Genomic DNA, 26,998 nt, shown 5'->3' on the forward strand with positions numbered 1-26,998 from the left:
TTTTAGGTGATACCGGTTATCTGGTTGAGCCTAGTTCGCCACAACAACTAGCTGAGGGGATTCAACAGATATTTCAGAATCTAGATGTTGCCAATCATAAAGGACTTCAAGCCAGGGAGCTATGTGTAAAATACCATAGTGTTGATGCCATGGCGGCAGTTCTTGCAGATGTTATTGCTGATTTATAATCTGCTACGCTGTTCAACATAATATAATTTGGATCACTAACTAACAGCTTTTTTAACTAACAGCTTTTTTGTTGACTGTTTATGCTTGAATGGAGCATACGTAAGTCTTCCCCTATACCAACAGTCAACAGTCAACACTCAACAATAAAAAAAACAGTAATCATGTCTCCTAATCGATTACTCCTTAGCTACGCACTACGGCATCCTATCTTGATTGTCTTTACTGTCCTGCTGGGATTTTCCAGTGCCATGTTTAATAGTGTCGGTACAACCATAATTGTGCCGTTAGTGCTGGAATTTTTAGGTCAAAAGAAACTAGATTTAAGCAAAGCCCCGCCTATCATTCAGAAAACCATGGCTTTTTTTGAAGGCTTTGAAGGGGGCGATCGCTTGCTGTTCATGGTACTGGTAGTGCTCTTAGCCATTGTCCTGAAAAATGTAGCTAACTATGTCAATATCTTAGTGTCTACCCATTTATCCAAAAAATTAATTAATACCTTTCGTAAAGAAGGGATTAAATTACTCCTGGATGTGGATCTAGATTTTTATGCCAAAACCAAAATTGGTGATATTATAAATCGGATTAGTCAAGAAATTGGTAGAGCCGCAAATGCCATTAGAATTGCTATCCAATTATTTACGACGGCTATCACCATTTTTGTATTTGTTTTTCTTCTAATCTCGATATCGTGGCAACTCACTATTGCAACAAGCCTTCTATTATTTGGCGTTTTTATTTTTAATCAATTTTTTGTTAAGCGCTCTAAAAAATTTGGTAAAATTCTCTCAGAAAAATCCCGAGGATATTCAGGATCATTACTAGAAATATTAACAGGAATTCGGTTAATTAAATCAGTTAGTAATGAACAAGATGAATATCAACGGATTGAAAAATTTATTGATGAACGTGAACAGGCTGAATTTCAATCCCAAGCTAATTTTGCGGCAATTAACCCCATTAATGAAGTCTCGGGAATATTGGCAATTTTAGCCATCGTCTTTGTGGGGAAAAATCTCCTGTTGAAAGATAGTTCAGCAGAAGAAATAGAAGCGATATCTACTGTTTTGGGGATTTATTTATTCTTACTATTCCGTTTGTTACCAGTAATCAGTCAGTTGAATGGGCAAAGAAGTCGGTTTGCTAATGTGTCTGCTAGTACAGCAATCGTGGCTGATTTTTTGCGGCGAGACAACAAACCGATCATGACCAATGGCAAAAATATCTACACAAAGCTATCCCAAGAAATTCGCATAGAAAATCTATCGTTTGCCTATCCTGGTCATGAGGATTTGGTACTCAATGGGGTGAATTTGTCGATTCCCAAAGGCACTACTCTGGCATTGGTGGGTGCTTCCGGTGCCGGTAAGTCAACTTTGGCAGATTTGTTGCCACGATTTTATGACCCAGTTGAAGGACGAATCACCATAGATGGCACAGATTTGAGGCAGTACGATATCCGTTCCCTCAGACAAGCGATGGGGGTTGTCAGTCAGGATACATTTTTATTTAATAATTCGGTGCGCAACAATATTGCTTATGGAATGAAAGATGTTACCGAGGCAGATATTATTGCAGCAGCGAAACGAGCCAATGCCTATGAATTTATCACTCAATTACCCCAAGGGTTTGATACCCAAGTAGGCGATCGCGGTGTACTCTTATCCGGTGGACAACGTCAACGCATGGCCATTGCCCGGGCACTGCTGCGGAATCCAGATATTTTAATTTTAGATGAAGCAACCAGTGCCTTAGATACGGTTTCCGAACGGCTAGTACAACAAGCTATTGATGAACTCTGTCGCGATCGCACAACGGTAGTGATTGCTCACCGACTGTCCACGATCCAAAAAGCTGATCAAATCGTGGTTATGGACAAAGGGCAAGTGGTTGAGATTGGCACCCATGAGGAACTGCTTAGGAAGGAGGGTTACTACTCTCGTTTGTACAAGATGCAGTTTGAGCACAATAGCAATGGAGAGGTTAAAAATGTGGTCAAAAAGGAGTTAGTCAAGACCTCCCATGAAGTGCGAACTCACCTGACCCCAATGATTGTTTGCTTGCAGTTAGTGGTGAATGACCTAGTGGATAGCCCTCAGGAACGTCATGAATTAACTGAAGAAGCCTATCACTCAGCAGTTCGTCTGCTTAAAACCTTGGAGTATTTAGAAGAAAGCTCAACTATAAAATCAATAGCCTGATTTGTGATCCCTTTTCTCGTAAGCATTCAGCCATCAGCGGTCAGCCGTCAGCCCTGAGCCATTACCGTAGCGTGAGCCTTGGGCCAAAGCTAATAGCTAATAGCTGTTCGCGTAGCGTGCGCTACGCGAACAGCTATTAGATCTTTTTCTTATCCCGAACTGACCTTAGTTATAAGGGTTTGAGCTTGCTATTAAATGAATCTAGGGTTAATTTGGGACTGTATCTTCCCTAAGTTCATTTGCATCAAAGCCTTATCTACTAAGCTTTTTAGGGCTCATGTCACCTAGTCAGCTACATCTCACCAACAGCAATAAAGCTGAAACCACTATCTTCAGGACGATCGGGTGTTGAAGTTTGGCATACGAAGTAATCAGGTGTAATATCAACGACTGAAATAGACATCATAAAACTCATCCAAGAATGCCCATAAATTGTACAGGTTACTCCAGGAATTTCTGCAAATGGCTTATCAAACCTGATAATGTAAATCCCTCCCCGGTTTTTGTCAACTGTGAAGCCTTTACCAGAGACAATAGAGCCGTTTGCCCCAACAACACCGAAGATATGAGCGTCTTCATGATCACCATGAGATGTAACCATTGTTACTACTAACTCCTGTTAGATTGACTGTTTACAAAGGGTTGTAGGAAAAAAGAATTGATTACATTCTTTAGTTTCACTACACATACTAGATTAGTATTCTCCACAGTTTTTAATCTCATAAAACTCATGTAAAAACTCATGTAAAAACTCATGTAAAAACTCATGTAAAAACTCATATAGCAATTCTACGACTGGTGAGGTGCAAATTTCTGAGGTGCGACCCGTGGCGAATTTAATTCGCCTACGGAAAGCGCACCTAAGTTTTTAGGGAGCAGGGAGCAGGGAGCAGGGAGCAGGGAGCAGGGAGCAGGGAGCAGCGGATATGGGAAGTCGGAAGTCGGAAGTGGGAAGAGGAAAAAAATAATGTGTACCTCATAGCTATGAGAAACCCTATAAAACCTCATAAACCTCATGTAAAACTTCATGTAAAACCTCATGTAAAACCTCATAAACCTCATGTAAAACCTCATGTAAAACCTCATGTAAAACCTCATAAAACTCATGTAAAACCTCATAAAACTCATGTAAAACCTCATAAAACTCATGTAAAACCTCATAAATAGGACTTACGCATTGACAAAATTAACAAAATGTGTATCAAAGGGGAAGGATTGACTCTTATACCCATGAGGTACAAATCGCTGCTCCGAAGTCCCTGCTCCCTGCTCCCTATTTCAAGAGTTAATTTTAGTTTTGTCCGACCCAAGCAGATCAGTGGCGTGGCTAGGGGCTGTTGGTTGACCCAACTGACTAAAGCAGCTATAGTAAGGTGATCATGTGACAATCAGGGAATGATCTATCAACCACCACGGCCAAAAATTCCTGAGTGTAGCTGGCAACGTCCCCTGGGACTAGGCTGGGATAACCCTTATACTGTCCGTTACCCAAGTAATCTGGATGATGGGCCTTGGCATGGGATGCCCTTGGGGGGATTTGGGGCTGGTTGTATTGGTCGCTCTCCCCGAGGAGATTTTAATTTATGGCACTTGGATGGGGGAGAACACATCTTTAAAAGCCTCCCCGCTTGTCAATTTAGTGTATTTGAGCAACCAGAGCATTCTCTAGCCCAGGCTTATGCTTTATGCACTCAACCACCAGAGGATGGTAAGCTAGGCTCTTGGGAATGGTATCCAACCCAAGGCAAAAGTGAGGAAAACAGCTCAGAGGTTTCTGGTCACTACTATGCTTTGTATCCTCGCAGTTGGTTTACCTATCAAAATGTCTTTCAGACTGAACTAACCTGTGAGCAGTTTTCTCCGATTTGGGCAGGATGTTATCAGGAAAGTAGTTACCCGGTGGCGGTGTTTGAGTGGACGGCTCACAACCCTACTGATACCCCGATTACCGTTAGCATCATGCTCACTTGGCAGAATATGGTGGGTTGGTTTACCAATGGGATTAAAAATCCCGAGGTGCGGGTAAGGGATGATGGTAGTCCGGTGTATGAGTACCAGCCTCGGTGGGGAGATAGTACCGGGAATTTGAATCAGTGGATTGTGGATCACTATCGGGTCGGATTTGTTCTAGACCGGGTGAGACTGGGGGATGATATTAAAGAAGGGGAAGGGCAATTGTGCCTGGCTACAGTTACTAATCCCAGTATGGAGGTGTTCTACCACGGTCGCTGGAATCCAGTTGGTGATGGTGCTGAGGTTTGGGATACCTTTGCTACGGATGGTAGCTTGGTAGACCATCAAGATGAAACCCCAGCGGCACCAGGAGAACAAATTGCCTGCGCGATCGCAATTCGCTTTACCCTTCGTCCAGGTAAAACCCGCAAAATTCCGTTTATCCTGGCTTGGGACTTTCCGGTGACGGAATTTAAATTAGGTATTAACTATTACCGGAGATACACGGACTTTTTTGGACGCAACGGTAATAATGGCTGGTCGATGGTGCGCACTGCTCTCAAGCACCATGATCTGTGGCGAGAACAAATTGAATCATGGCAAGAACCGATTTTAAATAAGCAGGATTTACCCCATTGGTTCAAGATGGCCTTGTTTAATGAGCTTTACTTGCTTACGGATGGCGGTACTCTGTGGACAGCAGCAACTGAACTTGACCCAATTGGACAGTTTGGTGTATTAGAATGTCTAGATTACCGTTGGTACGAAAGCCTGGATGTGCGGCTCTATGGTTCTTTTGCCCTAGCAATGCTGTGGCCGAAACTGGATAAAGCGGTGCTAGAAGCCTTTGCCAGAGCTATCCCGACCAGCGATGAAACACTGCGTATTATTGGATACAACCAAGCTCAAGCTGTACGTAAAATTGCGGATGCTACTCCCCATGATCTAGGAGCTCCTAATGAGCATCCTTGGCAACAAACTAATTATACTAGCTACCAGGATTGTAACCAGTGGAAGGATTTAGCCAGTGACTTTGTTTTACAAGTCTATCGGGATTTTGTTTTCTATAGCGCTACAGATATAGAATTTTTGTGGGAGTGCTGGTCATCCATTGTCAAGGCACTGGCTTATCTCAAGAGGTTTGACCAAGACGGAGATGGGATACCAGAAAACTATGGCGCACCAGATCAGACCTTTGATGATTGGCGATTGCAGGGAGTAAGTGCTTATTGTGGGGGGTTGTGGTTAGCGGCCTTGGAGAGTGCGATCGCAATTGGAGAAATTCTGACCAAAAATTATCCACCAACATCCCCATTCGTAGAAGTACCTGAGCTAGATTCCATTCAAGACACCATTGACTGCTATCGCCAGTGGTTAGCACAAGCTATGCCAATTTATCAAGAAAAGCTGTGGAATGGGCAGTACTATCAACTAGATAGTGAAAGTGGCTCAGATGTGGTGATGGCAGACCAGTTGTGTGGTCAATTTTATGCTCAGTTACTGGGATTACCGGATATTGTGCCACCAGAGTGTACTCTCTCAGCCCTCAAGACTGTCTATGATGCCTGTTTTTTAAAGTTCCATCAGGGTCAACTCGGAGCAGTTAATGGAGTCAGACCCGATGGCACACCAGAAGATCCCGATGCCACTCATCCGATGGAAGTGTGGACAGGAATTAATTTTGGATTAGCAGCATTTCTGATTCAGCAAGGCATGAAAGATGAAGCTTTACGTATAACTGAAGCAGTGGTGAGGCAGGTTTACGATCATGGCTTGCAATTTAGGACACCAGAAGCAATTACAGCAGCAGGGACATTCCGGGCTAGTCACTATTTGCGAGCCATGGGGATTTGGGCAGTTTATTTAATCCTTAAGGATAATACCAAATAGAAAAAGACAGGTAATGGCGGGGGTTATGTACCCTTAGTTATGCGATGCTCCTTTGGAGCCGCTACGGGAACGTACTGCCACACTATCAGCAAGATGCCCTAATCGCTGGTTTTTCAACGGAAAATCCTATAGCCAAATTTTATAATGTCCTGATGATGAACTTAGCAATAAGAAGGTAGCTAAGGGAGCAAGCCTGATTGATAGTCCAAGCTACAGCAGCTTGGGGATCTTGCGGTGCGACCCAAGGGGGATTTACTCGCCCATTGGAAAGCGCACCGTCAGGATGATAGTTAATTTTATGGCGTTGCTGATTCTGGGTATGGTTTTGCCCCCCTAGGGCGTGTCTTCAAACTCCGAGATCCCCCTAAATCCCCCTTAAAAAAGGGGGACTTTGAGTATGGCTCCCCCCTTAATAAGGGGGGCTGGGGGGGATCTAATATCTTGCGGAAAACTTTGAAAACACACCCTAGCCCCCCAAGCGAGGGATTGCTCGCTTGGGGGGAACAAAACTCTCAAAGTCCCCCAAGCGAGGGATTGCTCGCTTGGGGGATTTAGGGGGCTGTCATAAAACCAGATAATCGCGCATTCATTCTTTAATTCAGCAACGCCAATTTTATTGCTGTTTCGGTAAATTTTTTACCTGGTTGAGTGATTTTTTCTCTGCCAGGGATTATTTTAACATAGTGAAACCAACCTTGGCAATAATTTGCTTTGGTTTCGCTACTCCTCAACTGCTCTCTACATAAAATCAAGGGTTTTAGGAGTAAAGTCAGTCAACCAGATTTGTTACTTGTAAGCATTGAGCTATCAGCACAAAATCCGTCAGTTTTTCAATCAAGCAAAACTTAGAAATTTTCCTGAGAGGAGCGAGTACATGAGTTATCTTGGACAACCTTCAATCAGCGGATAGCTGATAGCTCTAGGCTGAATGCTTACTGTTCCGTTAGTCTAACTTTCGGGCATTCTCTAAGTATAGGCTCTGACTTGGAGTGATCAATTACAGATATAACAAACAATTAAGAGGATAAAATAATGAAATTCACTTACCGTGGTATTACCTATGAAAATGATCCGGTAAATTTTGAGATGAAATCCGAAAAAATTGTTGGTAAGTATCGTGGTGTCCGTTGGCGACAGCCAAAGCTCAACGGTGTGCTTTTACCGGAAGCTATCGGTAAATTAAAGTATCGTGGGGCATATTATCTCCACGTTGTTTGGGGTAAACCGATTGATTTTACTAAGCAACGTTACGGAGCAAAGCATCCTTGTTCTAAATAGCTAAGCTATTGCCTTATCCCAGATCAGCTATAGCGCCAATCGGCCTTAGCTGAATGCTTACATACATAAGCTATAGAGTATCTTGAAATTGTTCCTTAAGTTGGGCTTTGGGTAATCCACGATAGCAACACTATTACTAAACTAAGGCAAAAGGCTTTCATGCAAAAGGCTTCAATGGCTTACCCAAATTGCCACAATACTTGGCACAATACTATAGATGCTTTGGATGCCTTCCCGTAGGGGTGGGGAAAGCCCGTTATATCCTTGGGACGCTTCTGCTGAGGAAAACCTCTGGATGATTGGTTGAGCTAGTTCGCCTCCTTATAGCTAGAAACTGGTGGCGAACACCAGGTTATGATATAGGTTAGTACCCAAAGACTAACTAATCGAAACTAATAACCGATGGATGGATATGGCTGGAAGCTCCACCCCTGCACCGGACAAGGGAAATTTCCGTAGCTCTCCTTCTCAGGAGAAGCACAAAGGGTTCCAAAAGAAAGTCAAAAACATCGTCAACAACTCGAATTATGGAGCTAAGATTAAGGCAGAAAAACTTGCACCAATTGTAAGAGGATGGCGAAATGATCACCGCTCCGGCAAAATTGACAGTGTAAGACACTCTCTCTGGTTCCTTATAGTTAAGAGGTTTTGAGTTTTATTCGATAGTGATTATGTCCCATCATCTCATCTTCAGAGAATCACGGACTGAGGTTTCTGTACCTGTGAAAATTGCATCCTCACCTCCATCTACCATTCCCAATACGTCTGGGTCTGCTGGGCAACTGGGGAATTTGAATCATTGGATTTTTGTGTCTATTGGACTAGCTTTAGTGGTGATTGGATTAGTAGTGTATGGTAAGCTGCAATTCAAGGATAAGGACAAAAAGCTCAAATTGGAGCAGTATAAAACTGCTGATCTCCGAAAAAAGTTAAAGCTGGCGCTTAATACCATCCGGAAAATGGAATCCAATCCCGATTTGGTTCACTCGCGGGAATTTAATCTGGACTACCTCAGAATGCGAATGGAAGAAGAGGTATTCCACTTTGGAGTTATCAATCAAATTAAAATTCGAATAAAACAGTTAATCAGTATAGCATTACGACCTACTCAAGACTCTAGAAATGTTATCGGTGTTGCTAGTACGTCAGGTCGTAAAATTAATGAAATATTTGATGTTAAGTACGAGACTGAAATTCGAGGTAAACGCAGTGTGGGAGTGCTTTTCCGCATTCAAGTTAAGTTAATGAAATTACCCACTCAACGCACCTCGGCAACCGTTAGCCAAATTATTGACTGTATTGAAACATTTCTTAGTCCAGATGCGGACAATGATACCTGGCAACCAACAATTCAAGGACGTATTGTTTGCATGCGTTGGGATCAAAAGGCAAAACCAACGCCATTATTAGTATTGGAGCAATCCACTGAAGGGGTTAATGTTACTCTAAGAACCAAACGGGTTGGGATGACGTAATATCAATTTCATTGATAGTAGTTCTCAATGGTTTTAGGGAGTAGGGAGTAGGGAGTAGGGAGTAGGGAGTAGGGACTTCGGAGCTGGGACTTCGGAGCTGGGAGTAGGAAGATGGCGAGATGAAATTGGTATTACCAATTACCAATTACCAATTACCCAACCTTTACAATACCGATGCTCCCGGACATGATATTGGGCAGTGACTCTACCTGTAGGGTGCCTTAATCAGGCACTCTACTCTACTACTACGTAGAGATGAGGGTACGCAGTTTGGGGTAAGTTCTGTTTAGGTTATAGCGTTTATCGCAGTTATGAGGTACAGTATTCTTTGACTTTGATTCCCTGTATTGATGCAGCGCATCCCTATTCCCTATTACCTATTCCCCTCCTGGGAGGGGTTAGGGGTTGGTTCCTGTTCCCTGTTCCGGTGATCCGCTGTTCCCTAAAATACCGAAATTTTGTACCTCATAGCTATGAGAATTGCTATATACTCCTTAAGCAAATTTTCAAACAGGCTTTAATAATCTTTATGCAGCTAATAAATTTGCTTCGATACTATAGATAATAAACGAGTAAAATACTCAAAATGTTTATTAATCCTAGGGGGTGGTTCGGGAAGATTATTCCTTCCCATACACCAACTCAGTATACAGATATTTCTACAAATAAAGATACATCATCACAGCATAACACTCGGTTAAATCCAGCTAGATTAGGTTTTATACTAGCTGTTTTTTTTCCCCTATTCGGAGCAATTTCAACGGCTCGTGATTGGGAGGGAGTGCAACGGATGGAAAGACAAACCCAAGCTTGGTTTTTCCAACTTAGGGCTCCGGTGACTCCCCCAGACAATATAGTGATTTTGGCAATTGATGAGGAGTCTCTGAATTTAAATCAATCCTATTCTAATGATCAGTCTCAAGCACTAACTGATTTAGAACTTATCAAAAGCTGGCCTTGGAAACGAGCTGCTTATGCTACAGCGATTGAGCGGCTGATGGCTGCCGGAGCTAGGTCTGTCGCGGTTAGTCTTGTGTTAGATAGTCCCAGTAGTTACGGTGAGGCAGATGATCAACGGTTGAGAGAGGTGCTAAAAAACTATGGCGAAAAGGTTACTCTGGCCGCTATGTATGAGACTTACGAAACTGTTGAAGGTGAGACTATCAAGCTAGTTAAGCCAAATTCTTTGTTTGAGACACCCCAGCTATCTGTAGGTTCGATTAATTATCCTGTTGAGCCGGATGGCAGAATCTATCGTCTAGCCAATCAGTATCCCAAAGTTTGGGCTAAGAATAATCCAGAATTGGCAGAAACATCTAATCAGCTGATTTTTAAAGTACCTTCCTTTAACGAGGCTACCTTGGCCAAAAGGCCACGCTACGCGAAGGCAGCTGCTCAAGACTCAGGACTGAGGACGAAACCCAAAGCAGAGAATATTTTCTTCTACGGTTCGGATGTATTTCCATCTATTCCCTTCTGGTATGTCTTAGACGATAATCGCTGGCACACTCGCCTAGAAGATGGTAAGTCTTTCCAAGACAAGATTGTGTTAATTGGACCAACTGCTAGCTCATTACCAGATTTTCATCGGACTCCTGTGTCCGACAGAATGGCTGGGGTGGAAATCAATGCTAATGCGATCGCAACACTACTCGAAGGTCGTGCCATTGTCCAAGCAATTCCCAATCCTATCCACAGAGGAGTGTTGATCTTCTTAGGGGTTACGGTAGTAAGGTACTTATTCAGTCGGATTAAGCGATGGCAAGTTTGCCTAGGCTGGACAGTGCTCGGGGTAATCACTTGGGGAGGAATCAGTTATCTATTTTTCGTGTATGGGCGGCTAATTTTGCCTACAGCAGTGCCTTTAGTTAGCATGACTCTCAGTGGTATTTTCTGTAGCGCTATGGGAGCAATGCAAGACCTGAAGAATAAACAGCAACTACGCCAAACTCTCAAACATTACGTTTCTGCGCCGATTGTCCAAGAAATTATCTCTGGACAGGATGATTTACGCAATTTGCTGGAGGAAACGGAACAGGAACTATTTGCTACTAAGTTAAGTGGACGCTATCAAATCATCAAACGACTTAGTGCTGGAGGATTTGGCGAAACCTTTATTGCTGAAGACACCCAACGACCGGGAAATCCGACCTGTGTGGTCAAGCAGCTCAAACCTGCTAGCAATAATCCTCAACACTGGCAACTGGCTCGACGGTTATTTCACACCGAAGCAGAAATTCTGGAAAAGTTGGGCAAACATCACCAAATACCTGAGCTGTTAGCCTATTTTGATCAAAATCAAGAATTTTATCTAGTTGAAGAGTTCATTAATGGTCATCCTCTCAGCGATGAGTTACCACAGAAACCTCTTCCTGAAGCCAACGTCATTGCCATAGTGGTAGATATTCTACAGGTATTGCAGTTTGTCCACAGTCACAGTGTGATTCACCGAGATATTAAACCCGATAATCTAATTCGGCGCAAATTAGATCACAAGCTGGTGCTAATTGACTTTGGCGCTGTTAAACAAATTACTAATCAATTGCATCCAAGACGAAACCTGACTAATTTCACAGTGGGCATTGGTACTAAAGGTTATATGCCTAATGAACAAGCTGTGGGTAGTCCAAGATTTAACAGTGATATTTATGCCACAGGTATGATTGCTGTGCGATCGCTTACTGGCATACCTCCTAGCAAATTACCCACAGATCCCATAACTGGAGAAGTAATTTGGTTCGATAAGGCACAGGTCAGTCCTGAATTAGCTACAGTGGTCAACAAAATGGTGCGCTATAGCTTCCGAAGTCGCTATCAGTCGGCTCAGGAGGTATTAGAAGCACTGAAACCTTTAACCACAACCTTGCCAACATTCTCGTTTAGTAGCCCTAAGTCATCCGTAGTGCTAGAATCTGAGGCTTCCACCGTGCCAGCACTACAGGAAACCATGGTTGATAGTGACTGTTCGAGTTCACAGAAAACTGTTCCGTTGTCGGAATCTACCACAGTGCTAGAGGAGGAAACCATGCCCGATAGTGATTATTCGAGTTCACAGAAAACTGTTCCGTTGTCGGAATCTACCACAGTGCTAGAGTCTGACGAAACCTGATCCTAGTGATTAGTCAAGTGATTAGTCAGTCAATAGGCCAGTTGAATGTTAAGTGTCTACTTTCAAGATTCAACCTACCCTACACCGAACGCCAAAGGCGAACAACATTTTAGAATTTAGAATTCTACATTCTGCATTCTACATTCTGCATTTTGACAGACAACCTACCCTACACCGAACGCCAAAGGCGAACAACCTGCTAACCTTCAACCTGCTAACCTTCAACCTTGAACCTACTAACCTTGAACCAGCTAACCTTGAACCTACTAACCTTAAACCTTAAACCTTAAACCTTCAACCTTAAACCTTCAACATTAGGCCACTGCTAGAGGATTCAACCATCGCAAAATTTCCCGTTGCAAGCGATTTAAATCGCGATAGACTTCTTGCTTGACCCACTGACCTACGGCATCCAATGGGGTAAAAACTGCTCCTGGGTTTAACGTGACATCTTGCCCTAAAGGTGTTAAATGATTTCCTGGTATCCGCTGTAGGGCAACCATATTTGGAAAACGTTTCTGCAAGGTTTGGGTCAAGCTAACACTTTGGTCAATCTCGTCATCAGTGAATTTAATCAGTAAATTACGCTGGATTTGATAGCGTTGAGTAATCAGATAGTTAGTTTCTTGGGGTGAGGGAGTAAACTCGACCTGGAAGATAGGATTTAGGTTTAACTGTTCCACAAAGGGAATGGCACGGTCAGCGGAATAGTTGTTATAGGAAATCAAGATATTACCAGCTCGCTCTACACTGAAGAGGCTGCCAATCAACAAATGCAGTTTGCACCCCATGCTGTGGCCAATACCATAGATGGGTAGATACCGTTTCCTTAAAACATTGGTTACCTGTAAGCGATTTAGAGTAGTCTCGAAGCGGTTGAGTACATCTCGTGCGATCGCAATATGGTCGAGGGTATTCACAAACGGTGTCGCAATCACTGCATACCGTTGAGCTGCTAATTTTTCCAGTAACAATCGGTAAGTTACGTGGGGTGCTGTAGCAATAAACGCCCCACCCAGGAAATGGATAATCCCGGTGGGACGATTGGGGATTAAAACCCAGTTACCAGATATCTCTTGCCAGTCCATGCCATACTCTACAGGGTTTACCTCTTTTATTGTAAAGAAGTTTGTAGAGTACCCTAGAGTACTTTATTAATGTAGTATCATATAAAATTTAGGCATTCTGAATTTACAATTGAGTGTTTTCTTGACCTGGTATCATGAATCGAAATTCATAAGTGTTGGGAGTAGATAATAATTCTGCACCCCTAGGATTAAGGTATCGCCCGTTTAATTTTAACTTCATGCGACTCTTGAAGCTACCAGCGCAGTAGCTAGGATTAGTATTAGCTCCAGGTGTGAAGGAAATCCTGTATTGAATTTCTCCTAGTGTAGGGTAGGCTTCGATATTAGGTAAATCTTGAGTAACACTAGTAATATCTTCAATTATTAACTCTTTACCGCACTCATTAATGATTTGCTTGTTAGAAGCTAAGCCTTGAATTGCCGAGGTAATCAATTCTGATCCGGTGTTGATATCACCAATAACTGGTTCTTGAGCATTTAACCCTGAAGCAAAAGCCAAAACCATAGCAGTTGCAGCAGCAATTAACGTATTTTTTACCTTCATCTTGAGTCTCGTTTAGTTGAGATGATTATGAGCACACAGTTGAGAACACATCTTGAGTGCCCATGACAATTAGCACTGCTTATGGGGCAGTATCAGGAAAACTGGTTAGCGGCACTTATCCATACAATTCCCGAAAGTGTCTAGTGAGGTAACAGTCTATAGGCAACTATAGGGAGAGGGGAGATGAAGAAGATGAGGCGTACTAATTTTATAAAAAAATGCTATTCTTGATAGATAGATTGACAACTAATATGAATCATATTGAGACTTTATTAGTTAATCACTATGATTATTTTTATGTCATTTATCATATATTATAAGTGTCGCATTACTTTGTAAAGGTTTATGCTAAACAACTCTACAGTACTTACGGAATAACTCTAGTTGTAAGGGTGCGTTAATAAGGCACCCTACTGATTAAAGACTCATAACTAACTCACTAAGGACTCAGCACTGACCTGAGTCAAGTCTCGAATCTGCTCAATCAAATTGTTCATACCATCAGTATTGAGGCGATAACTGATGGGATGGGCAATCAGTCGTGCTGTACTCTCATACAAAATGTCAATTTCAATCAAGCCATTCTCTTTCAAGGTACGACCTGTGGACACCAAGTCCACAATTGCCTCCGACATCCCAGTAATCGGACCAAGTTCAACAGAACCATAGAGTGGGATAATTTCCACTGGCAAATCCAGGTTATTGAAATATTCCCGAGCACAGTGAACAAACTTGGAGGCTACGCGACCATGAGCTGGCAAATCCAAAGGGCTTAGATAAGAGCTAGCTGCACGAACTGCCAATGACATGCGACAATAACCAAAGTGTAAGTCACCTAAAGTAGCCACTGCCGGGGTTTTTTCCCGTAGCACATCGTAACCAACTATCCCCAACTGAGCTTGACCATATTCCACGTAAACCGGTACATCTTGAGCTCGTACCAGTAGAGCTTGAGCAGTTTGACTGGGGTCTTGAATCTGGAGTTGGCGGTTGGCGGAGTCTAGGAAGGTACTAAAGTCTAAGCCAACGGATTGCAGTAGCTTGATGCTGTCTTTTAGGAGTGCGCCTTTGGGTAATGCGATGGTAATCATATAAGGAGCTTCGGGAGCTTTGGCAGGGGGTCAATTAGTTCACTGATCAGATCAACTATACCTGTAGAAGCTCAATTATAGAAGCCCGTGCTCCTCAAATTATCACCAACCCGATCATGTCCTTAGGTGCGCTCTTAGCACTAAGAATTAAATTCGCTTGATTGTCGCACCTGTTGAATACTTATGATTCCGGGGGGTAAGTCATTAGTTATTTGTTAAACGTTTAAATCAGGAATCAGCTCTAGCACAGTTTTTTTAATGAAATCCCGCTGATAAAAGTCAGGATCAACAATCCTTCGATTCCAGACCACAATGTCTAAATCTATACAGCGCGGTCCATTTTTATTGGGTAGGTGCGCTTTCCGTTGGCGAATTAAATTCGCCACGGGTCGCACCTCTTGCTTAACCCGCCCTTGGTCAATTTCGACTTGTTTAAGTTTTTGACGAAAGGTCTCAAAACCGTCTTCTGTATGAATTAAAAAGGCACCATTTAGAAAATCCGGTTGATCAGTAAAGCCTATGGGTTTTGTTAGGTAAAATCGAGATTCATTAACAAAATTATCAATTTTTGATAATTTATCTTTTGCTAGCTTTACATTTTTATTAGGTTCAATGTTAGAGCCAACACTTACTACCACTTCATTCACTACCACTTCATTCACTACCACTTCATTCATCGTTTAGCACTCAATTCTATAGACACAGAATCGGAAAATCGCAAAGCAAAAGGTTTATCAACTTTAACCTTAGCCCATATTATCCGGTGATTTTCCATTACAATATCTAAAATCATCTGGGTTAGCTTTTCTAGTAAATTAAACTCACTTTCTTCCACTGCTTTAATTACACGCTTAGTTAGGGTTTTATAATTTAGGGTATCTTCAACGCGATCGCTTTTTGTAGAATTTCCTGGGGTAAAGCCAGCCTTAATATTAATCACAACATCTTGTTTAGTTTTTCTTTCCCAGTCATTAAAGCCAATTATCGTTCTGAGTCTTAAATTTTTTATCTCCAGCAGCGCTTCAACATAACTGTGTTGTTTTTTGCTCCCGAAATCATTAACTTTTATTGATGTAATATCAGTAAGTTGTGTCATATCTTTGATGTATCTAGTCTTGATTAAGTTTATTGTCAGCTATCAGCCGTAAGCTATCAGCCATCAGCTGATGCGCTACGCCCACGCTACTTGAGGTGCCTTCAGCTAGCAGAATCAGATATCAGTTATCAGATATCAGTTATAATTGAAAAGCTTAGGGCTTACAGTTGATTACAAATGTTGACCACCATCTACAAATAATAACTGTCCGGTAACAAATTGATTAGAGAGCAAATAGCGAACAGCCTGACAAATCTGCGACTCATTGCCCTGGCTATGCATGGGTACTCTTTGTCTAAGTTTTTCGATATACTGTTCACTTGCCCCGGCTGGAAGTAAAATCCACCCAGGGCAAATTCCATTCACTCGAATATTTGGAGCTAATTCCCAAGCTGCCATTTCGGTTAAGTTAGCCAAGGCTTTCTTAGCTAATGTATAAGCAGAATAGGAAAAATCATTCTTGTTGATTCTGGTATCAATAATATTGATAATGTTCCCTTTTTGATAAAGACGAGCAAAATCACGGGTAAAGAAATACGGAGCCTTAAAGTTTACAGCAAAGTGACTGTCAAACAAGTCAAGTTCCGTTTCTTTTAGGGTTGCTGGTTCAAAAATAGAAGCATTATTCACCAACACATCAAGCTCAGGAACATCTGCTTTCACCCTTGGCAAAAGATTGAGCATATCTTGGTCAAAGGTTAGATCAGCTTGGTAAAACCGACAATTTCGGTCTAGGGACTGGATCTGTTTCCCTAGGATTTCCGCGTCTTGGCGAGAACTGTTGTAATGAATCGCTAGATCATAGCCGTGTTTCGCTAAGTCTAATGCGATCGCTTTACCAATCCTTTTGGTGCCACCTGTAACCAATGCCCAAGCCATACTGGTTTGTCTTTCTAGCCTTTAAATGATAATTACCTTGTGATTAACTGTATCTTAACTAAGACAGTATATCAAGTAGCTGATCCCATTTATCAATAAATTGGGTGTTTACAAGTTCGTTAATAACCCACGCTACAGATAGAGTACCTGCGTAAGTCGTATAATTTTTACTTAGGTGCGCTTGACCTTGGCGAATTAAATTAGCTCAAGGCGCGCGCCTTCGGGTCGCACCTATTGATAGTGAACCGTCAACCGTCAACTATCAACAAAATCGATTAATTGCTAATCGCTAAAAAATGCGTATCCTATTAGTAGATGATGAAATTGAGCTGACTGACCCCCTGTCTCGGGTATTAACTCGTGAAGGTTACACTGTAGATGTGGCTTATAATGGGGCGTCAGGAAATGAATTAGCTTGCGTTGGCGCTTATGACTTGTTAATCTTAGACTGGATGCTACCGCACATTTCTGGGTTAGAAATTTGCCAACAAATGCGATCGCATGACGCCACTACCCCAGTTCTTTTTCTAACCGCCAAGGACACTGTAGATGACCGAGTCATGGGATTAGATGCTGGTGCTGACGACTATCTAGTTAAACCATTTGAACTGCGGGAGTTACTCGCTAGAGTCCGGGCTCTGCTTCGGCGTTCTGCTGCGACTGATGCCCATCCCAGCCAGCGGTTACGGGTTGGACAATTAGAATTAGACTTAAACAATCAAATTGCTTATCGCCACGGACACCCAATTGAGCTATCGGAAAAAGAAAGTCAACTGCTAGGGTACTTCATGAGCCATGTTGGTCTATTATTATCTCACAAGCAAATTTATCAACATTTGTGGCCATCCGAGGAAATCCCAAAAAGTAACAATTTAGCTGCTCTAGTTCGTTTGTTGCGTCGCAAAATCGAAATTAAGGGTTCCGCCCCCCTGATCCATACAGTTTATGGTAAGGGTTATCGGTTTGGTTGATTGTTATTTGTTAATAAACAACTTATTTAACTTGTTAACAAGTTATACTACAGGGGCTAAAGGACATGCGATGCAGCCGACATGGTCCGTATTTTTGTAGTGCTAACCGATGCTTTTTGGTACCATAGCCCATGTTTGCTGTCAAATCATACTCTGAATACTTGGCAGCTAGACGAATGATTAAATCATCACGCCACACCTTGGCTACAATACTGGCCGCTGCAATATGAAGCGATCGCTGATCCCCCTTTACTAGATTTCGTTGTGCTATCGGTAAATCTGGCAACACCTGTAACCCATCAATCAGACAAATATCGGGCTTAACTTTTAATTTAAGCACAGCCCGTTTCATAGCTAACAATGACGCCTGTAAGATATTGAGCTGGTCAATTTCTGCACTAGTGGCATAACCAATAGTCCAATCCAGTGCCAATCCCTGAATTTCTTCAGACAGCCTTTGGCGTCGTTTCCGGGACAACTTTTTACTATCTTTAACGCCAGCTAGAGCCAGTTGTGGCAGGACAGATACAGGTAAAATCACTGCTGCTGCCACCACTGGACCAAATAAGGCACCTCGCCCTACTTCATCTACTCCAGCCACTAAGGAGGGAGTACCGGATAAATCCGGTAACTCACACACTTCAGTGGCTTTGTCCGTGTTCATTTATCCAATGCTGAAGAACGGCGACGGCGGCGGCGCACTATGGGGGGACTGTTAATAGTGCCATTGGTAGTACTCAGTTGATCAGATTCAGTTTCTGGAATTGGTGTGGCAGCAGTAGATTGCACCAATTCTGATTCATCTAACTCTAGCTGATCGTCGATGGAGGATTGACTATTAGTTGAATCGGTAGTTGAATCGGTAGTTAAATCAGTAGTTGAATCGGTAGTTGAATCGGTAGTTGTATTGGATAATTCTTCTTCATTATCCTCGATTTTTTCTCCCGGCAGTAACACTGAGATAATTGCTGACCTAGGATCTTTCACCTCTCGGTCTAAATGTAGTATAGGGGAAATGCCCATCAACCCATAAACATCTTGTTCTTCTGGGCTCATTTCAACCCTGACCAATTCTGGTGGTTCCTTCTCTTGAGCAAACTTGACTAGCTGGGGTTTTTCTACTCCTGAGGTGGATACCTCGGCTTCTGTGATGGCATCAAAGTTGGATGAGACAGAGATCACCCTATTTACTCCCCTAGTAATTGGTTCTTCCCTAATCACGGGGTCATCAATACGACGGCGGCGGCGGCGGCGATTATTTACCGCTCCCCGTTCCTGATAACTGGGGTGATTGAGCAAGTCCAACTCCTGATCATTCTCAGGAGATAACTCTACGGGTTCGGGGAACTCTGGAATGCTTCGCTCCGTCGGTGACGGGATCGGTGCTAAGGTCTCTAGTGCTTCTGCTTCCACTTCACCGGGAAGATGTACCAGATGACCTAACCCGCCACAGGTAGCGCAGGCTTTACCAAACAACTCGTAAATATTTTGCCCTTGGCGCTTGCGAGTCAGTTCCACTAAGCCAAGTTCCGAAAGCTGGGCAATCTGTGGTCGGGCTTTGTCCTCTTTTAGGGCTTGATTGAAGTGTTCGAGAACCTGCAACTGATCCCGCCTAGTGTCCATATCAATAAAGTCAACAACGATCACCCCAGCTAGGTTACGTAGGCGCAGCTGGCGGGCAATTTCTGTTGCTGCCTCACAGTTAGTCCACAGAACCGTTTCCCGTGCTGTAGCTGAGCGGGTAAAGGAACCAGAGTTCACATCAATTACAGTTAGGGCTTCGGTAGGTTCAATGATAATGTAGCCACCAGATGGTAAATCTACTCTTGGCTTGAGGGCTTCTCGAATTGCAGCATTGACCCGGAAGTATGCCAAAATTGGCATGCGATCGCGATGATGGTCAATCAAGACCCCTTCTGGTGCTTGACCTCCGCTCCAGCTCAACAAGTGTTGTTTAACCCGTTTGACTGCAGTACTAGAATCGACCACAATCCGATTAACATCAGCAGTGTACATATCCCGGAGGACACGCTGAATAAAATCATCATCCCGATTAAGTAGGGCTGGTGCTCTGGTAGAGGTTGCTTCGAGCTGGACAGCTTCCCATTGTTTTTGCAGGTTTTCCAAATCTTCCATAATGGCTTCTTCGGCTCTGCCTTCAGCTTCGGTGCGCACCAGCACTCCCATGCCCGATGGTTTGATTAGAATTGCTAGAGCTCTGAGGCGATTGCGTTCACTTTCGCTCTTAATCCGCCGAGACAAGTTCACTCCTCGGCCATAAGGCATCAGCACCAAATAGCGACCGGGTAAGCTAATATTACCTGTGAGCCTTGGCCCTTTGTTACCAGTGGGTTCTTTCATCACTTGTACCAACACCTTCTGCTGGGGAGTCAGCAGTTCGGTGATCGCACCAGACCGGCGTTTCAAGCGCAATGGTCCTAAGTCTGTCACATGAATAAAACCATTGCGATCGGGATCACCAATGTTGACAAATGCTGCATCAATACCCGGTAAGACATTTTCTACAACGCCGAGATAAATATCACCGACCTGGTGATTACCGGTGGCAACTACTAGTTCTTGAATTTGATCTTCCCAAAATACAGCAGCAAGTTGATGTTGCTCTGCAATAATAATTTGCTTTGGCATGCAATTTCCTCAAAACTTGGTAGTACGCTTAGTCCTACAGTTAACGATAGGAGTCGTACTCTATTTCTAGGTCTGAAATGTTCGGTGATTTACTGCCATTAAACTGATCGGCCACAGGGACTAATAAATATACTATGAATAATTAGAGTATTTTGTTGCTCATTGTTTGAGGGACAACTTTAGTCAATGGCTGTAGTCAATGGCTGTAGTTAATGGCTGTAGTTAATGGCTGTAGTCAATGGCCCTGAAACTGTCTCGAAGCCCCTTCTGTTTAGAGGGGGGTGCTGACAGGGGGTTTTGTGGTTTGGTGAATGGGATTGTAGCGGCTCTGTTGATTGTACCACTTGGAGGCGCGACATTGGTTCTATACTTTAAGACTCGCTTTCCACTAGGATCTTCTGTCCCAAAGTCGAAAATTTTTGAGGTGCGACCCGAAGGCGCGACCCAAGGCCGCGAGCAATCCCTCGCGGCCTTGGAGGCGCGGACAAACAGCGAATTTAATTCGCCAAGGTCAAGGGCACCTAATTAACTTGAGTTTTTCCACAACTGCTTCATACAGATAAATTTAACCCGGTAATTCTCGGCAGATGCCGGAAGCCGTGTATAGCACGTCAATTGTTAATTGACGAGGAGGTATCTCTTTTGGCTTTCAGGAAAAAATCCCAAAAGCGCTTTTGCTTACAGCCAATGCATTTACTACAGAATAACTTAACTATTGTTTGATACTTCAATGGCTCTCAGCTCGATTATTGCTTCTGGAGTCTTTATCAGCAGACTCCCAAATCTCAAGCTTCTGTGGCTGTTACGGCAATTATACCAGGTAAATCCGACGACTTTCCGGAAACTTCCGGAGAATCATTGATTAGGACTTACAAGTCAGTTGACCCCTTATCGGCATTGTTCGGGATTTACCACAAACTACCGAATTGGCACCAATCTATCCAAAAGTTCTGATTTTTTATTAGCTTGAGTATTTCCTGACTAGAGGTCAAGATATTCTTCAGGGTTTCTGTCTATATCTCCTGAATCTCCCTGTTTCAGCAGCTTTACTGCTTAGATTTAGGGTTTACAGGCACACATGTTTGCCTTGTTGGGGATTTGACACTCCCCGGTCTTTAGACGCGGGGATTCGTTAAGAATCCATAAACGAATCTTACAGGCGTAGTCAAAGCGCCCCTACTGAGTTCTGTCAGTCAGTTCAATCCCAACAGTTCCCGCTACTTTTCTTGCAAAAATTATGCTTTCCAGGTACTACCACTTAGCCAGTTCGGTACGCTCTGCGATCTGCAATTATTTACCCGTTCACAAGAGGATTAGCGCAATGTAATCGTTGAGGGTCGGTATCTCTCCGGTACTAGAGTCGCTTCATCACATAGGCGTCTGCCTGTACTCACATCATCATTATACATTTTTTTTGACGGCAGTTAAAACTGCCGTGTCGCGTTTCCTCCCCGCTTTAAAAAGACGGGGCTACCACGCTCCCGCGTATTTCCGTGTTATGTCCTGATCCCCTGTTGATTCGCCTACTCAAGGGTTTCCCGCTTGTCTTTCTGACTGGGGTTTCGACGATTCCCGCCCTACCATTGAGAGATTGACGACGAATTGGTTTGTCCTGTCGTGGTTAACACTAGAACCAAAGTTAATAGGCTTCGACCCTGCCGGACTGCTAACGGTGAATTTTCACACAGCCTTAGCTAGCTTCAATCATCATAGCAGATCAATTCTTTTGATAACTCAAGGGAAACTCACATTGAACGCACCGGAACTAATTCAAAGATTGATAGTTGGGGATTCTTTCGCTAATAGAAAATATCTATTAAAGTTCTTGCAGGAATTGGTTGTGCCTAAGGAGCGAAATCTCCTTTCTCTTGGTGCCCGTTCCCGTGGGCGTTGGAACCTCACCGGGATAGCACCACTGCCGTACCGATCTGATCGTAGCCTAGAAGCTTAGGCTTCAGGTGCGACTCGTGGCGAATTTAATTCGCCAAGTAAGAGCGCACCTATGCAATTTCAAAGCTGGTTTCGGTTACCCCACCCAAATTATAAAATATGGCTAGGGACTGCGCTCAACAATTTTGTTCAATTAATTTTGACTGTTTGAGATTGCCGCAGAGACTGAATAGTTGTGATCGTATGCTCAGCCACCTGCTCAATTTCCGCCATGGTATTAAAGCGTCCCATTCCAAACCGGATGGAGGCATAAGCCAGATTTTCCGGATGTCCTAGGGCTAATAGTACGTGGGAAGGAGCTACAGTTGCCGAGGAACAAGCTGAGCCAGAAGAAACGGCTGCCACAGGCTGTAATCCTAGCATCAGGGCTGCGCCATCTACTCCCTCCACACTAATGTTAAGGTTTCCGGACAATCGCTGGGTAGGATGACCATTGATCTGGATACCTTCTAGTCTAGAGAGAGATTTCCACAGACTCTCCCGCAGTTCCATCAACCGTTGAGATTCTGAGGGTTGTTCTTCTAACCCCAGTTCTATAGCCTTAGCGAACCCCACAATCTGAGGGGTATAAAGTGTACCAGAACGCATCCCTCGTTCATGCCCACCGCCATGGAGCTGGGGTGCAAGCCTTACTCTGGGGTTACGACGCCGGAAATAGAGAGCCCCAATGCCCTTTGGTCCATAAATTTTATGGGCTGTCAAGGACATTAAATCAATCTTCATCGACTGCACATCCAAGGGGATTTTGCCAATAGCCTGGGCAGCATCTGTATGGAAAAGTACATTATGCTGGCGACAAAGATCCCCAATTTCGGCCAATGGCTGCAACACTCCAATTTCATTATTGGCTGCCATCACTGACACTAAAATGGTATCAGGACGGAAAGCCTGCTCCAGCTGGCTTAAATCCACTAGTCCATCAGCTTTTACTGGTAGAAATGTCACCTCAAACCCTAGGGTTTCTAAATAATGACAGGGGTCAAGAACAGCATTGTGTTCAGTTTGTACGGTAATCAGGTGACGTCCTTTACTTAAATATGCCTCAGCCACCCCTTTAATGGCTAGATTGTTAGCCTCTGTGGCACCACTCGTAAAAATGATCTCGACCGGTGTGGCATGAATAGCATCTGCCAGAATCTGACGCCCTTGTTTCACCGCCGCTTCAGCTTCCCAGCCATAGGTATGGCTGATACTGGATGGATTGCCAAAATGTTCAGTGAAGTAGGGTAACATTGCCTCAAGCACCCGTTGATCCATAGGTGTTGTGGCATGGCAGTCTAGGTAAATTGGGCGATGCATGGTTTTTCGTTGATTAAAAATTGCAGCTGGATATTCCGCCTACACTCGTAGAGTTAGGAGGGGAGGAATGCTGCATTAAACTAATGGTTTCCCTGATTTCCATAGGACTGCTAAGGGATACATTATTATCAACTTCCTCCCCATCACCTGATCACCCCATGATCACGTGCGACCCGTGGCGAATTAAATTAGCAAACGGAAAGCGCACCTAAGAGGTTTGACAACTCAAATCAGATTCCTAGATCTCGAGTCAACAGTTTTTGAGACTGTTTTCTTGGATGACCAATGGCTACAGGTGAAAATCCCATAAATCACATTATCCAATGGCTGCTTGTGGATGGTTCCTTGTCCATTTTCCATTTTTTGGCAGCTTTCGCTGCTCATTCTCCTCACAACGCACTCCACCCTTTAAGAATTTAGTGCAGTTCATCAAAACGGCAATTTTGACTGAATACGCTTTAACTCGAGACATGTTGAACAGATTGATTTAATTTTCCCTGGTGTCAAGGCAGAATTAACTACACGAGTTTTGAGACCACATTTAGGACAGATGGGTTGGTGATTAATGATCACCCACATGCCCCACTTGAACTGAATTACCTTTTCAAGCTCAAGCTGTTTCAGTCCTTGGGCAAGTCGCTGTTCTGAATACCGGCACTTCCTGTTCAATTCATCTTGAGTCAGTTTCCCATAGTCAGATGTACAGAGCAGATGAATGATTTTACCACAGGTTTCTTCTAAGTTACTTACTTGTTCTTGGGGAGCTACAGGCTTCTCCGGTTTGGTGTAGCGGGGAGGGCACAGTGGGTAGCTCGAGAAATTCACTCGATTGTGTGTAGTGACTTTCTGTGTAGTGACTTTCTGTGTAGTGACTTTCTGCTTCCAACGGACTAACGTTGAAGAACCAGCGTGGCCACTTGTCATGGGAATGTAGCACTTATCTGACTTAATTTTGAGTTGCTGATTTTCCTGATTAAGGGTATTGCTTTGCTTCGCGCTTACCCTTTTATCCCAGTTCTGATGCTTTAACATATGGTGTCGATGTTCAACCCTTTTCACAACCATCCTAATTTTGTTAAAAATATTGTACAACCGTGATTATACGTAAGATACTCTTTTGCCCACCAGGGAGTTGCCACTGAGTTTTCACGGAGAAGATTAGCGATGGTCCATTCATGTTTTGGCAGGATGGTGGTATGGCGCTACGCTTAGCGTCAGAAGTCAGAAGTCAGAAGTCAGAAGTAAGCTAGACTCACGTTTCGGAGTTTAGGAGCGATGCAGAGGTGCGACCCGTGGCGAATTTAATAATTAGATGCGGAAAACGCACCATTACGGTCTTGGGGAGGCAGCGCGGTCTTGGGGGTTTCCCCCACTCGCTATTGCCGTGGTTTCCCCCACTCGCTATTGCATCAAGAAAATGTCCTAATTTGAATGCGTAGTGCTATATGGACGCGCTTCGCTTCTGGCTATGCGATCGCATAGCCAGTTGGGGTCAATTTCGATCAGGGTGCTCCCTACCAAAGCCGATAATGGTCACGCCCGAGCCCACACTTACCGGATCGGGAAGTGTTAGATTATTTCATCAGAACAGAGTGGTAAAAAAATTGGACACAAGTAAAGACAGTTCCTTCAAACACAGCAAAATTCACCAAAGGCTAAGTCAATTGATTAAGGTACTGGCTCAAAAATTTGGTAGTGTCCGGGAACTTGCTAGGCAAGTCAATGTCACTAACAACACCTTGACAAATTGGATGAATTTTGATAACACTCCCAGCTTAGAGAAGCTAGAGAGGCTGGCTAAAGGTATTGGTTGGACAACGGAAGAGTTGATCAGCTTCTTGGTAAGTGAGGAAAACCCGATCGAAGCTATTGAACGGAACAAGAAATCGAGTCCCTCTACTTTGACACCACCTATTTCCATGGAGCAAATTTTGGCAGAGCTTCAGTGGCGACCAGTAGAGCAATTAGTTGAGATTAATTTAGCGATCGCTAAACGGTTGCAAAGGGAATTCAGTGGCTCGACGGATACCACCGGCCTAGAGGAGGTGTTAAATCAGTCTCCTAAATTTGAGGAACTCAAGGGAGTTAAATTTATTTCGCTGAGCTTAAAGGCGAGGCGACGATTAAAGAATTGGGTAACAATCTGCCAAAGTTATGTAGGCTTGAGTCCAGAGGAATTCATCCAAGTTGCTGTCGAGAAGCACAAAATTGACCCAGGGACGTTTGGGCTATTTTATAAGAGCATCATGGAACTCTCTAGTACTCCGTTTCCCCAGAGTTACTATGAGTGGCTTTTCCCGTTAATTTCTCCAGTGAGTGGTTGGATTGGGTCAGCACAAGAAACTCCTATTCTAGATTTTTCGAGAACTTACACAGAAACTTATACAGAACCTTGGAGTAATTTTATTGAGAACTTAGAAGACATTAGTAATGGAGTGAGTACCAAGTCTAGTTCAGTCCTGTTTTAACCAGGTTTTGTTAACGGTTGACGATTGACGGTTGACGGTTGACTGTCAAGGCTGAAGATAAGCAAACTGTCTACAAATAAACCATTGCGTTAATGCTGCACTTTAAATCAAAAGTTTAGATTGAAATAGCAATCCGTGTAGGAATTGTGATAATTTTTGTTCCGGTGATCCGCTGTTCCCTTTGCTAAAGTTTAGATCAAATCACAGACTACCCGAAAACCAAAGGAGATATATTTGACACTCCCCGTCCTTAAAGGACGGGGAGTGTCAACAGTTGGGATAGCCATTCCAAGGCTAAGGTTTCGTCAATAGGGTGCTTGTTGTGTTGGTGCTGATACTCCTCTAAATCTAGTCCTTCAATGTATTCGAGCACCATGCAGTTTAAGCTGATCTCGTGGTTTCTGGGGGAGAAGATAAAGGTTCCTTCTGATTTGGTAATTCCTGGATGATTCAGCTGACTCAACACCCATGCTTCTTGCTCAAACAGCTCAATTGCCCGAGATTGATAGTCAGTCAAGACTTTGAGAACTTTGAGAGTGTTGTGATTACTTTTTTGATCACTGTTGTGATCAAGTACCTCATAGGTTTTACCGAAAGCACCTTTGTCACTGAGTAACCCAATCACGCGATAGCGTTCTGCCAAGAGTAAGTCCGAGCCACAGGCTTGGCAAAATAGGGTATCTTCTGTATTGTAAGGTTTAGAACAATCGGGATTAATGCACCAAGTCATGGTTCCCTACCTACGAGCTACTGATATGAGCTACTGATATGAGCTACTGATATGAGCTACTGATATGAGCTACTGATATGAGCTACTTAAGCGATCGCAAAACCTCAAAAATCTTCGAGGGACACAAGCGCGATGGCACTT

At 43.5% G+C, this 26,998-nt stretch carries 23 protein-coding genes; 11 read left to right on the forward strand and 12 right to left on the reverse strand.

Annotated features, from left to right (window positions below; all coding sequences use genetic code 11):
• Positions 1 to 188 (forward strand): glycosyltransferase (locus tag F6K38_RS17385; RefSeq protein WP_502709581.1); only part of this gene is annotated, 188 nt, incomplete at its 5' end.
• A 162-nt stretch (positions 189 to 350) separates the two neighbouring features.
• Positions 351 to 2,387, forward strand: coding sequence for an ATP-binding cassette domain-containing protein (locus tag F6K38_RS17390; RefSeq protein WP_287357018.1), 2,037 nt, complete (start codon positions 351 to 353; stop codon positions 2,385 to 2,387).
• A 292-nt stretch (positions 2,388 to 2,679) separates the two neighbouring features.
• Here the strand turns inward: F6K38_RS17390 and F6K38_RS17395 are convergent, their stop codons facing one another.
• Positions 2,680 to 2,988 (reverse strand): hypothetical protein, encoded by a 309-nt coding sequence (locus F6K38_RS17395; RefSeq protein WP_287357019.1) that lies wholly within the window; start codon positions 2,986 to 2,988, stop codon positions 2,680 to 2,682.
• Positions 2,989 to 3,782: 794 nt separating this feature from the next.
• On the opposite strand from F6K38_RS17395, the gene F6K38_RS17400 reads away from it, so the two are divergent.
• From F6K38_RS17400 to F6K38_RS17425, 6 genes are all read left to right on the forward strand, one after another.
• Complete coding sequence (locus F6K38_RS17400) at positions 3,783 to 6,230, forward strand: GH116 family glycosyl hydrolase (RefSeq protein ID WP_287357021.1); 2,448 nt, start codon at positions 3,783 to 3,785, stop codon at positions 6,228 to 6,230.
• Positions 6,231 to 7,262: 1,032 nt separating this feature from the next.
• The gene (locus F6K38_RS17405; RefSeq protein WP_008189294.1) at positions 7,263 to 7,508 is read left to right on the forward strand and encodes a DUF4278 domain-containing protein; all 246 of its coding nucleotides are present in this window, start codon (positions 7,263 to 7,265) and stop codon (positions 7,506 to 7,508) included.
• A 412-nt stretch (positions 7,509 to 7,920) separates the two neighbouring features.
• Positions 7,921 to 8,160 (forward strand): group II intron maturase-specific domain-containing protein, encoded by a 240-nt coding sequence (locus tag F6K38_RS17410; protein WP_229414744.1) that lies wholly within the window; start codon positions 7,921 to 7,923, stop codon positions 8,158 to 8,160.
• 19 nt (positions 8,161 to 8,179) lie between these two features.
• On the forward strand, positions 8,180 to 8,983 hold the full coding sequence (locus tag F6K38_RS17415; RefSeq protein WP_008189298.1) for a hypothetical protein: 804 nt from the start codon (positions 8,180 to 8,182) through the stop codon (positions 8,981 to 8,983).
• A gap of 586 nt (positions 8,984 to 9,569) precedes the next feature.
• Positions 9,570 to 12,092, forward strand: a complete 2,523-nt coding sequence (locus F6K38_RS17420) for a serine/threonine-protein kinase (RefSeq protein WP_008189300.1) — start codon at positions 9,570 to 9,572, stop codon at positions 12,090 to 12,092.
• Between the two features lie 52 nt (positions 12,093 to 12,144).
• Complete coding sequence (locus F6K38_RS17425; RefSeq protein ID WP_075873598.1) at positions 12,145 to 12,375, forward strand: hypothetical protein; 231 nt, start codon at positions 12,145 to 12,147, stop codon at positions 12,373 to 12,375.
• A gap of 31 nt (positions 12,376 to 12,406) precedes the next feature.
• Here the strand turns inward: F6K38_RS17425 and F6K38_RS17430 are convergent, their stop codons facing one another.
• From F6K38_RS17430 to F6K38_RS17455, 6 genes are all read right to left on the reverse strand, one after another.
• Positions 12,407 to 13,180, reverse strand: coding sequence for a DUF1350 family protein (locus F6K38_RS17430; RefSeq protein ID WP_008189302.1), 774 nt, complete (start codon positions 13,178 to 13,180; stop codon positions 12,407 to 12,409).
• A gap of 103 nt (positions 13,181 to 13,283) precedes the next feature.
• Positions 13,284 to 13,724, reverse strand: coding sequence for a hypothetical protein (locus F6K38_RS17435; RefSeq protein ID WP_008189304.1), 441 nt, complete (start codon positions 13,722 to 13,724; stop codon positions 13,284 to 13,286).
• Between the two features lie 431 nt (positions 13,725 to 14,155).
• The gene (gene hisG, locus F6K38_RS17440) at positions 14,156 to 14,815 is read right to left on the reverse strand and encodes an ATP phosphoribosyltransferase (RefSeq protein ID WP_008189306.1); all 660 of its coding nucleotides are present in this window, start codon (positions 14,813 to 14,815) and stop codon (positions 14,156 to 14,158) included.
• 215 nt (positions 14,816 to 15,030) lie between these two features.
• Positions 15,031 to 15,492, reverse strand: a complete 462-nt coding sequence (gene folK / locus F6K38_RS17445; RefSeq protein WP_008189308.1) for a 2-amino-4-hydroxy-6-hydroxymethyldihydropteridine diphosphokinase — start codon at positions 15,490 to 15,492, stop codon at positions 15,031 to 15,033.
• Complete coding sequence (locus F6K38_RS17450; protein ID WP_008189310.1) at positions 15,489 to 15,911, reverse strand: FolB domain-containing protein; 423 nt, start codon at positions 15,909 to 15,911, stop codon at positions 15,489 to 15,491. Before F6K38_RS17450 ends, folK begins: the two co-directional genes overlap by 4 nt.
• Before the next feature lie 171 nt (positions 15,912 to 16,082).
• Positions 16,083 to 16,790, reverse strand: a complete 708-nt coding sequence (locus F6K38_RS17455) for an SDR family oxidoreductase (protein ID WP_008189312.1) — start codon at positions 16,788 to 16,790, stop codon at positions 16,083 to 16,085.
• 296 nt (positions 16,791 to 17,086) lie between these two features.
• On the opposite strand from F6K38_RS17455, the gene rppA reads away from it, so the two are divergent.
• A complete protein-coding gene (gene rppA / locus F6K38_RS17460; protein ID WP_008189315.1) occupies positions 17,087 to 17,761 on the forward strand; it encodes a two-component system response regulator RppA in 675 nt (224 codons plus the stop codon).
• A 34-nt stretch (positions 17,762 to 17,795) separates the two neighbouring features.
• On the opposite strand, the gene F6K38_RS17465 is transcribed toward rppA, so the two are convergent.
• The 4 genes from F6K38_RS17465 to F6K38_RS17480 all read right to left on the reverse strand — a co-directional run bounded on the left by F6K38_RS17465 (position 17,796) and on the right by F6K38_RS17480 (position 24,718).
• Entirely contained in the window at positions 17,796 to 18,425 is a 630-nt protein-coding gene (locus F6K38_RS17465; RefSeq protein ID WP_008189316.1) for a ribonuclease HII, read from the reverse strand.
• Positions 18,422 to 20,410 (reverse strand): ribonuclease E, encoded by a 1,989-nt coding sequence (gene rne, locus F6K38_RS17470; RefSeq protein WP_008189318.1) that lies wholly within the window; start codon positions 20,408 to 20,410, stop codon positions 18,422 to 18,424. Before rne ends, F6K38_RS17465 begins: the two co-directional genes overlap by 4 nt.
• A gap of 2,079 nt (positions 20,411 to 22,489) precedes the next feature.
• Positions 22,490 to 23,659, reverse strand: a complete 1,170-nt coding sequence (locus F6K38_RS17475) for a cysteine desulfurase family protein (protein WP_044495099.1) — start codon at positions 23,657 to 23,659, stop codon at positions 22,490 to 22,492.
• Between the two features lie 429 nt (positions 23,660 to 24,088).
• Positions 24,089 to 24,718: a hypothetical protein gene (locus F6K38_RS17480; protein ID WP_287296523.1), complete on the reverse strand. Its 630-nt coding sequence runs from the start codon at positions 24,716 to 24,718 to the stop codon at positions 24,089 to 24,091.
• Positions 24,719 to 24,951: 233 nt separating this feature from the next.
• Here F6K38_RS17480 and F6K38_RS17485 point away from each other — a divergent pair, with 233 nt between their 5' ends.
• A complete protein-coding gene (locus tag F6K38_RS17485; RefSeq protein ID WP_154659943.1) occupies positions 24,952 to 25,098 on the forward strand; it encodes a hypothetical protein in 147 nt (48 codons plus the stop codon).
• A 165-nt stretch (positions 25,099 to 25,263) separates the two neighbouring features.
• Complete coding sequence (locus tag F6K38_RS17490; RefSeq protein WP_287297486.1) at positions 25,264 to 26,127, forward strand: helix-turn-helix domain-containing protein; 864 nt, start codon at positions 25,264 to 25,266, stop codon at positions 26,125 to 26,127.
• Positions 26,128 to 26,377: 250 nt separating this feature from the next.
• Here the strand turns inward: F6K38_RS17490 and F6K38_RS17495 are convergent, their stop codons facing one another.
• A complete protein-coding gene (locus tag F6K38_RS17495) occupies positions 26,378 to 26,857 on the reverse strand; it encodes a 4-Cys prefix domain-containing protein (protein WP_008189333.1) in 480 nt (159 codons plus the stop codon).
• Positions 26,858 to 26,998 lie beyond the last annotated feature (141 nt).

It is taken from the genome of Moorena sp. SIO3B2, from assembly GCF_010692525.1.
Taxonomy (GTDB): Bacteria; Cyanobacteriota; Cyanobacteriia; order Cyanobacteriales; family Coleofasciculaceae; genus Moorena; species Moorena producens.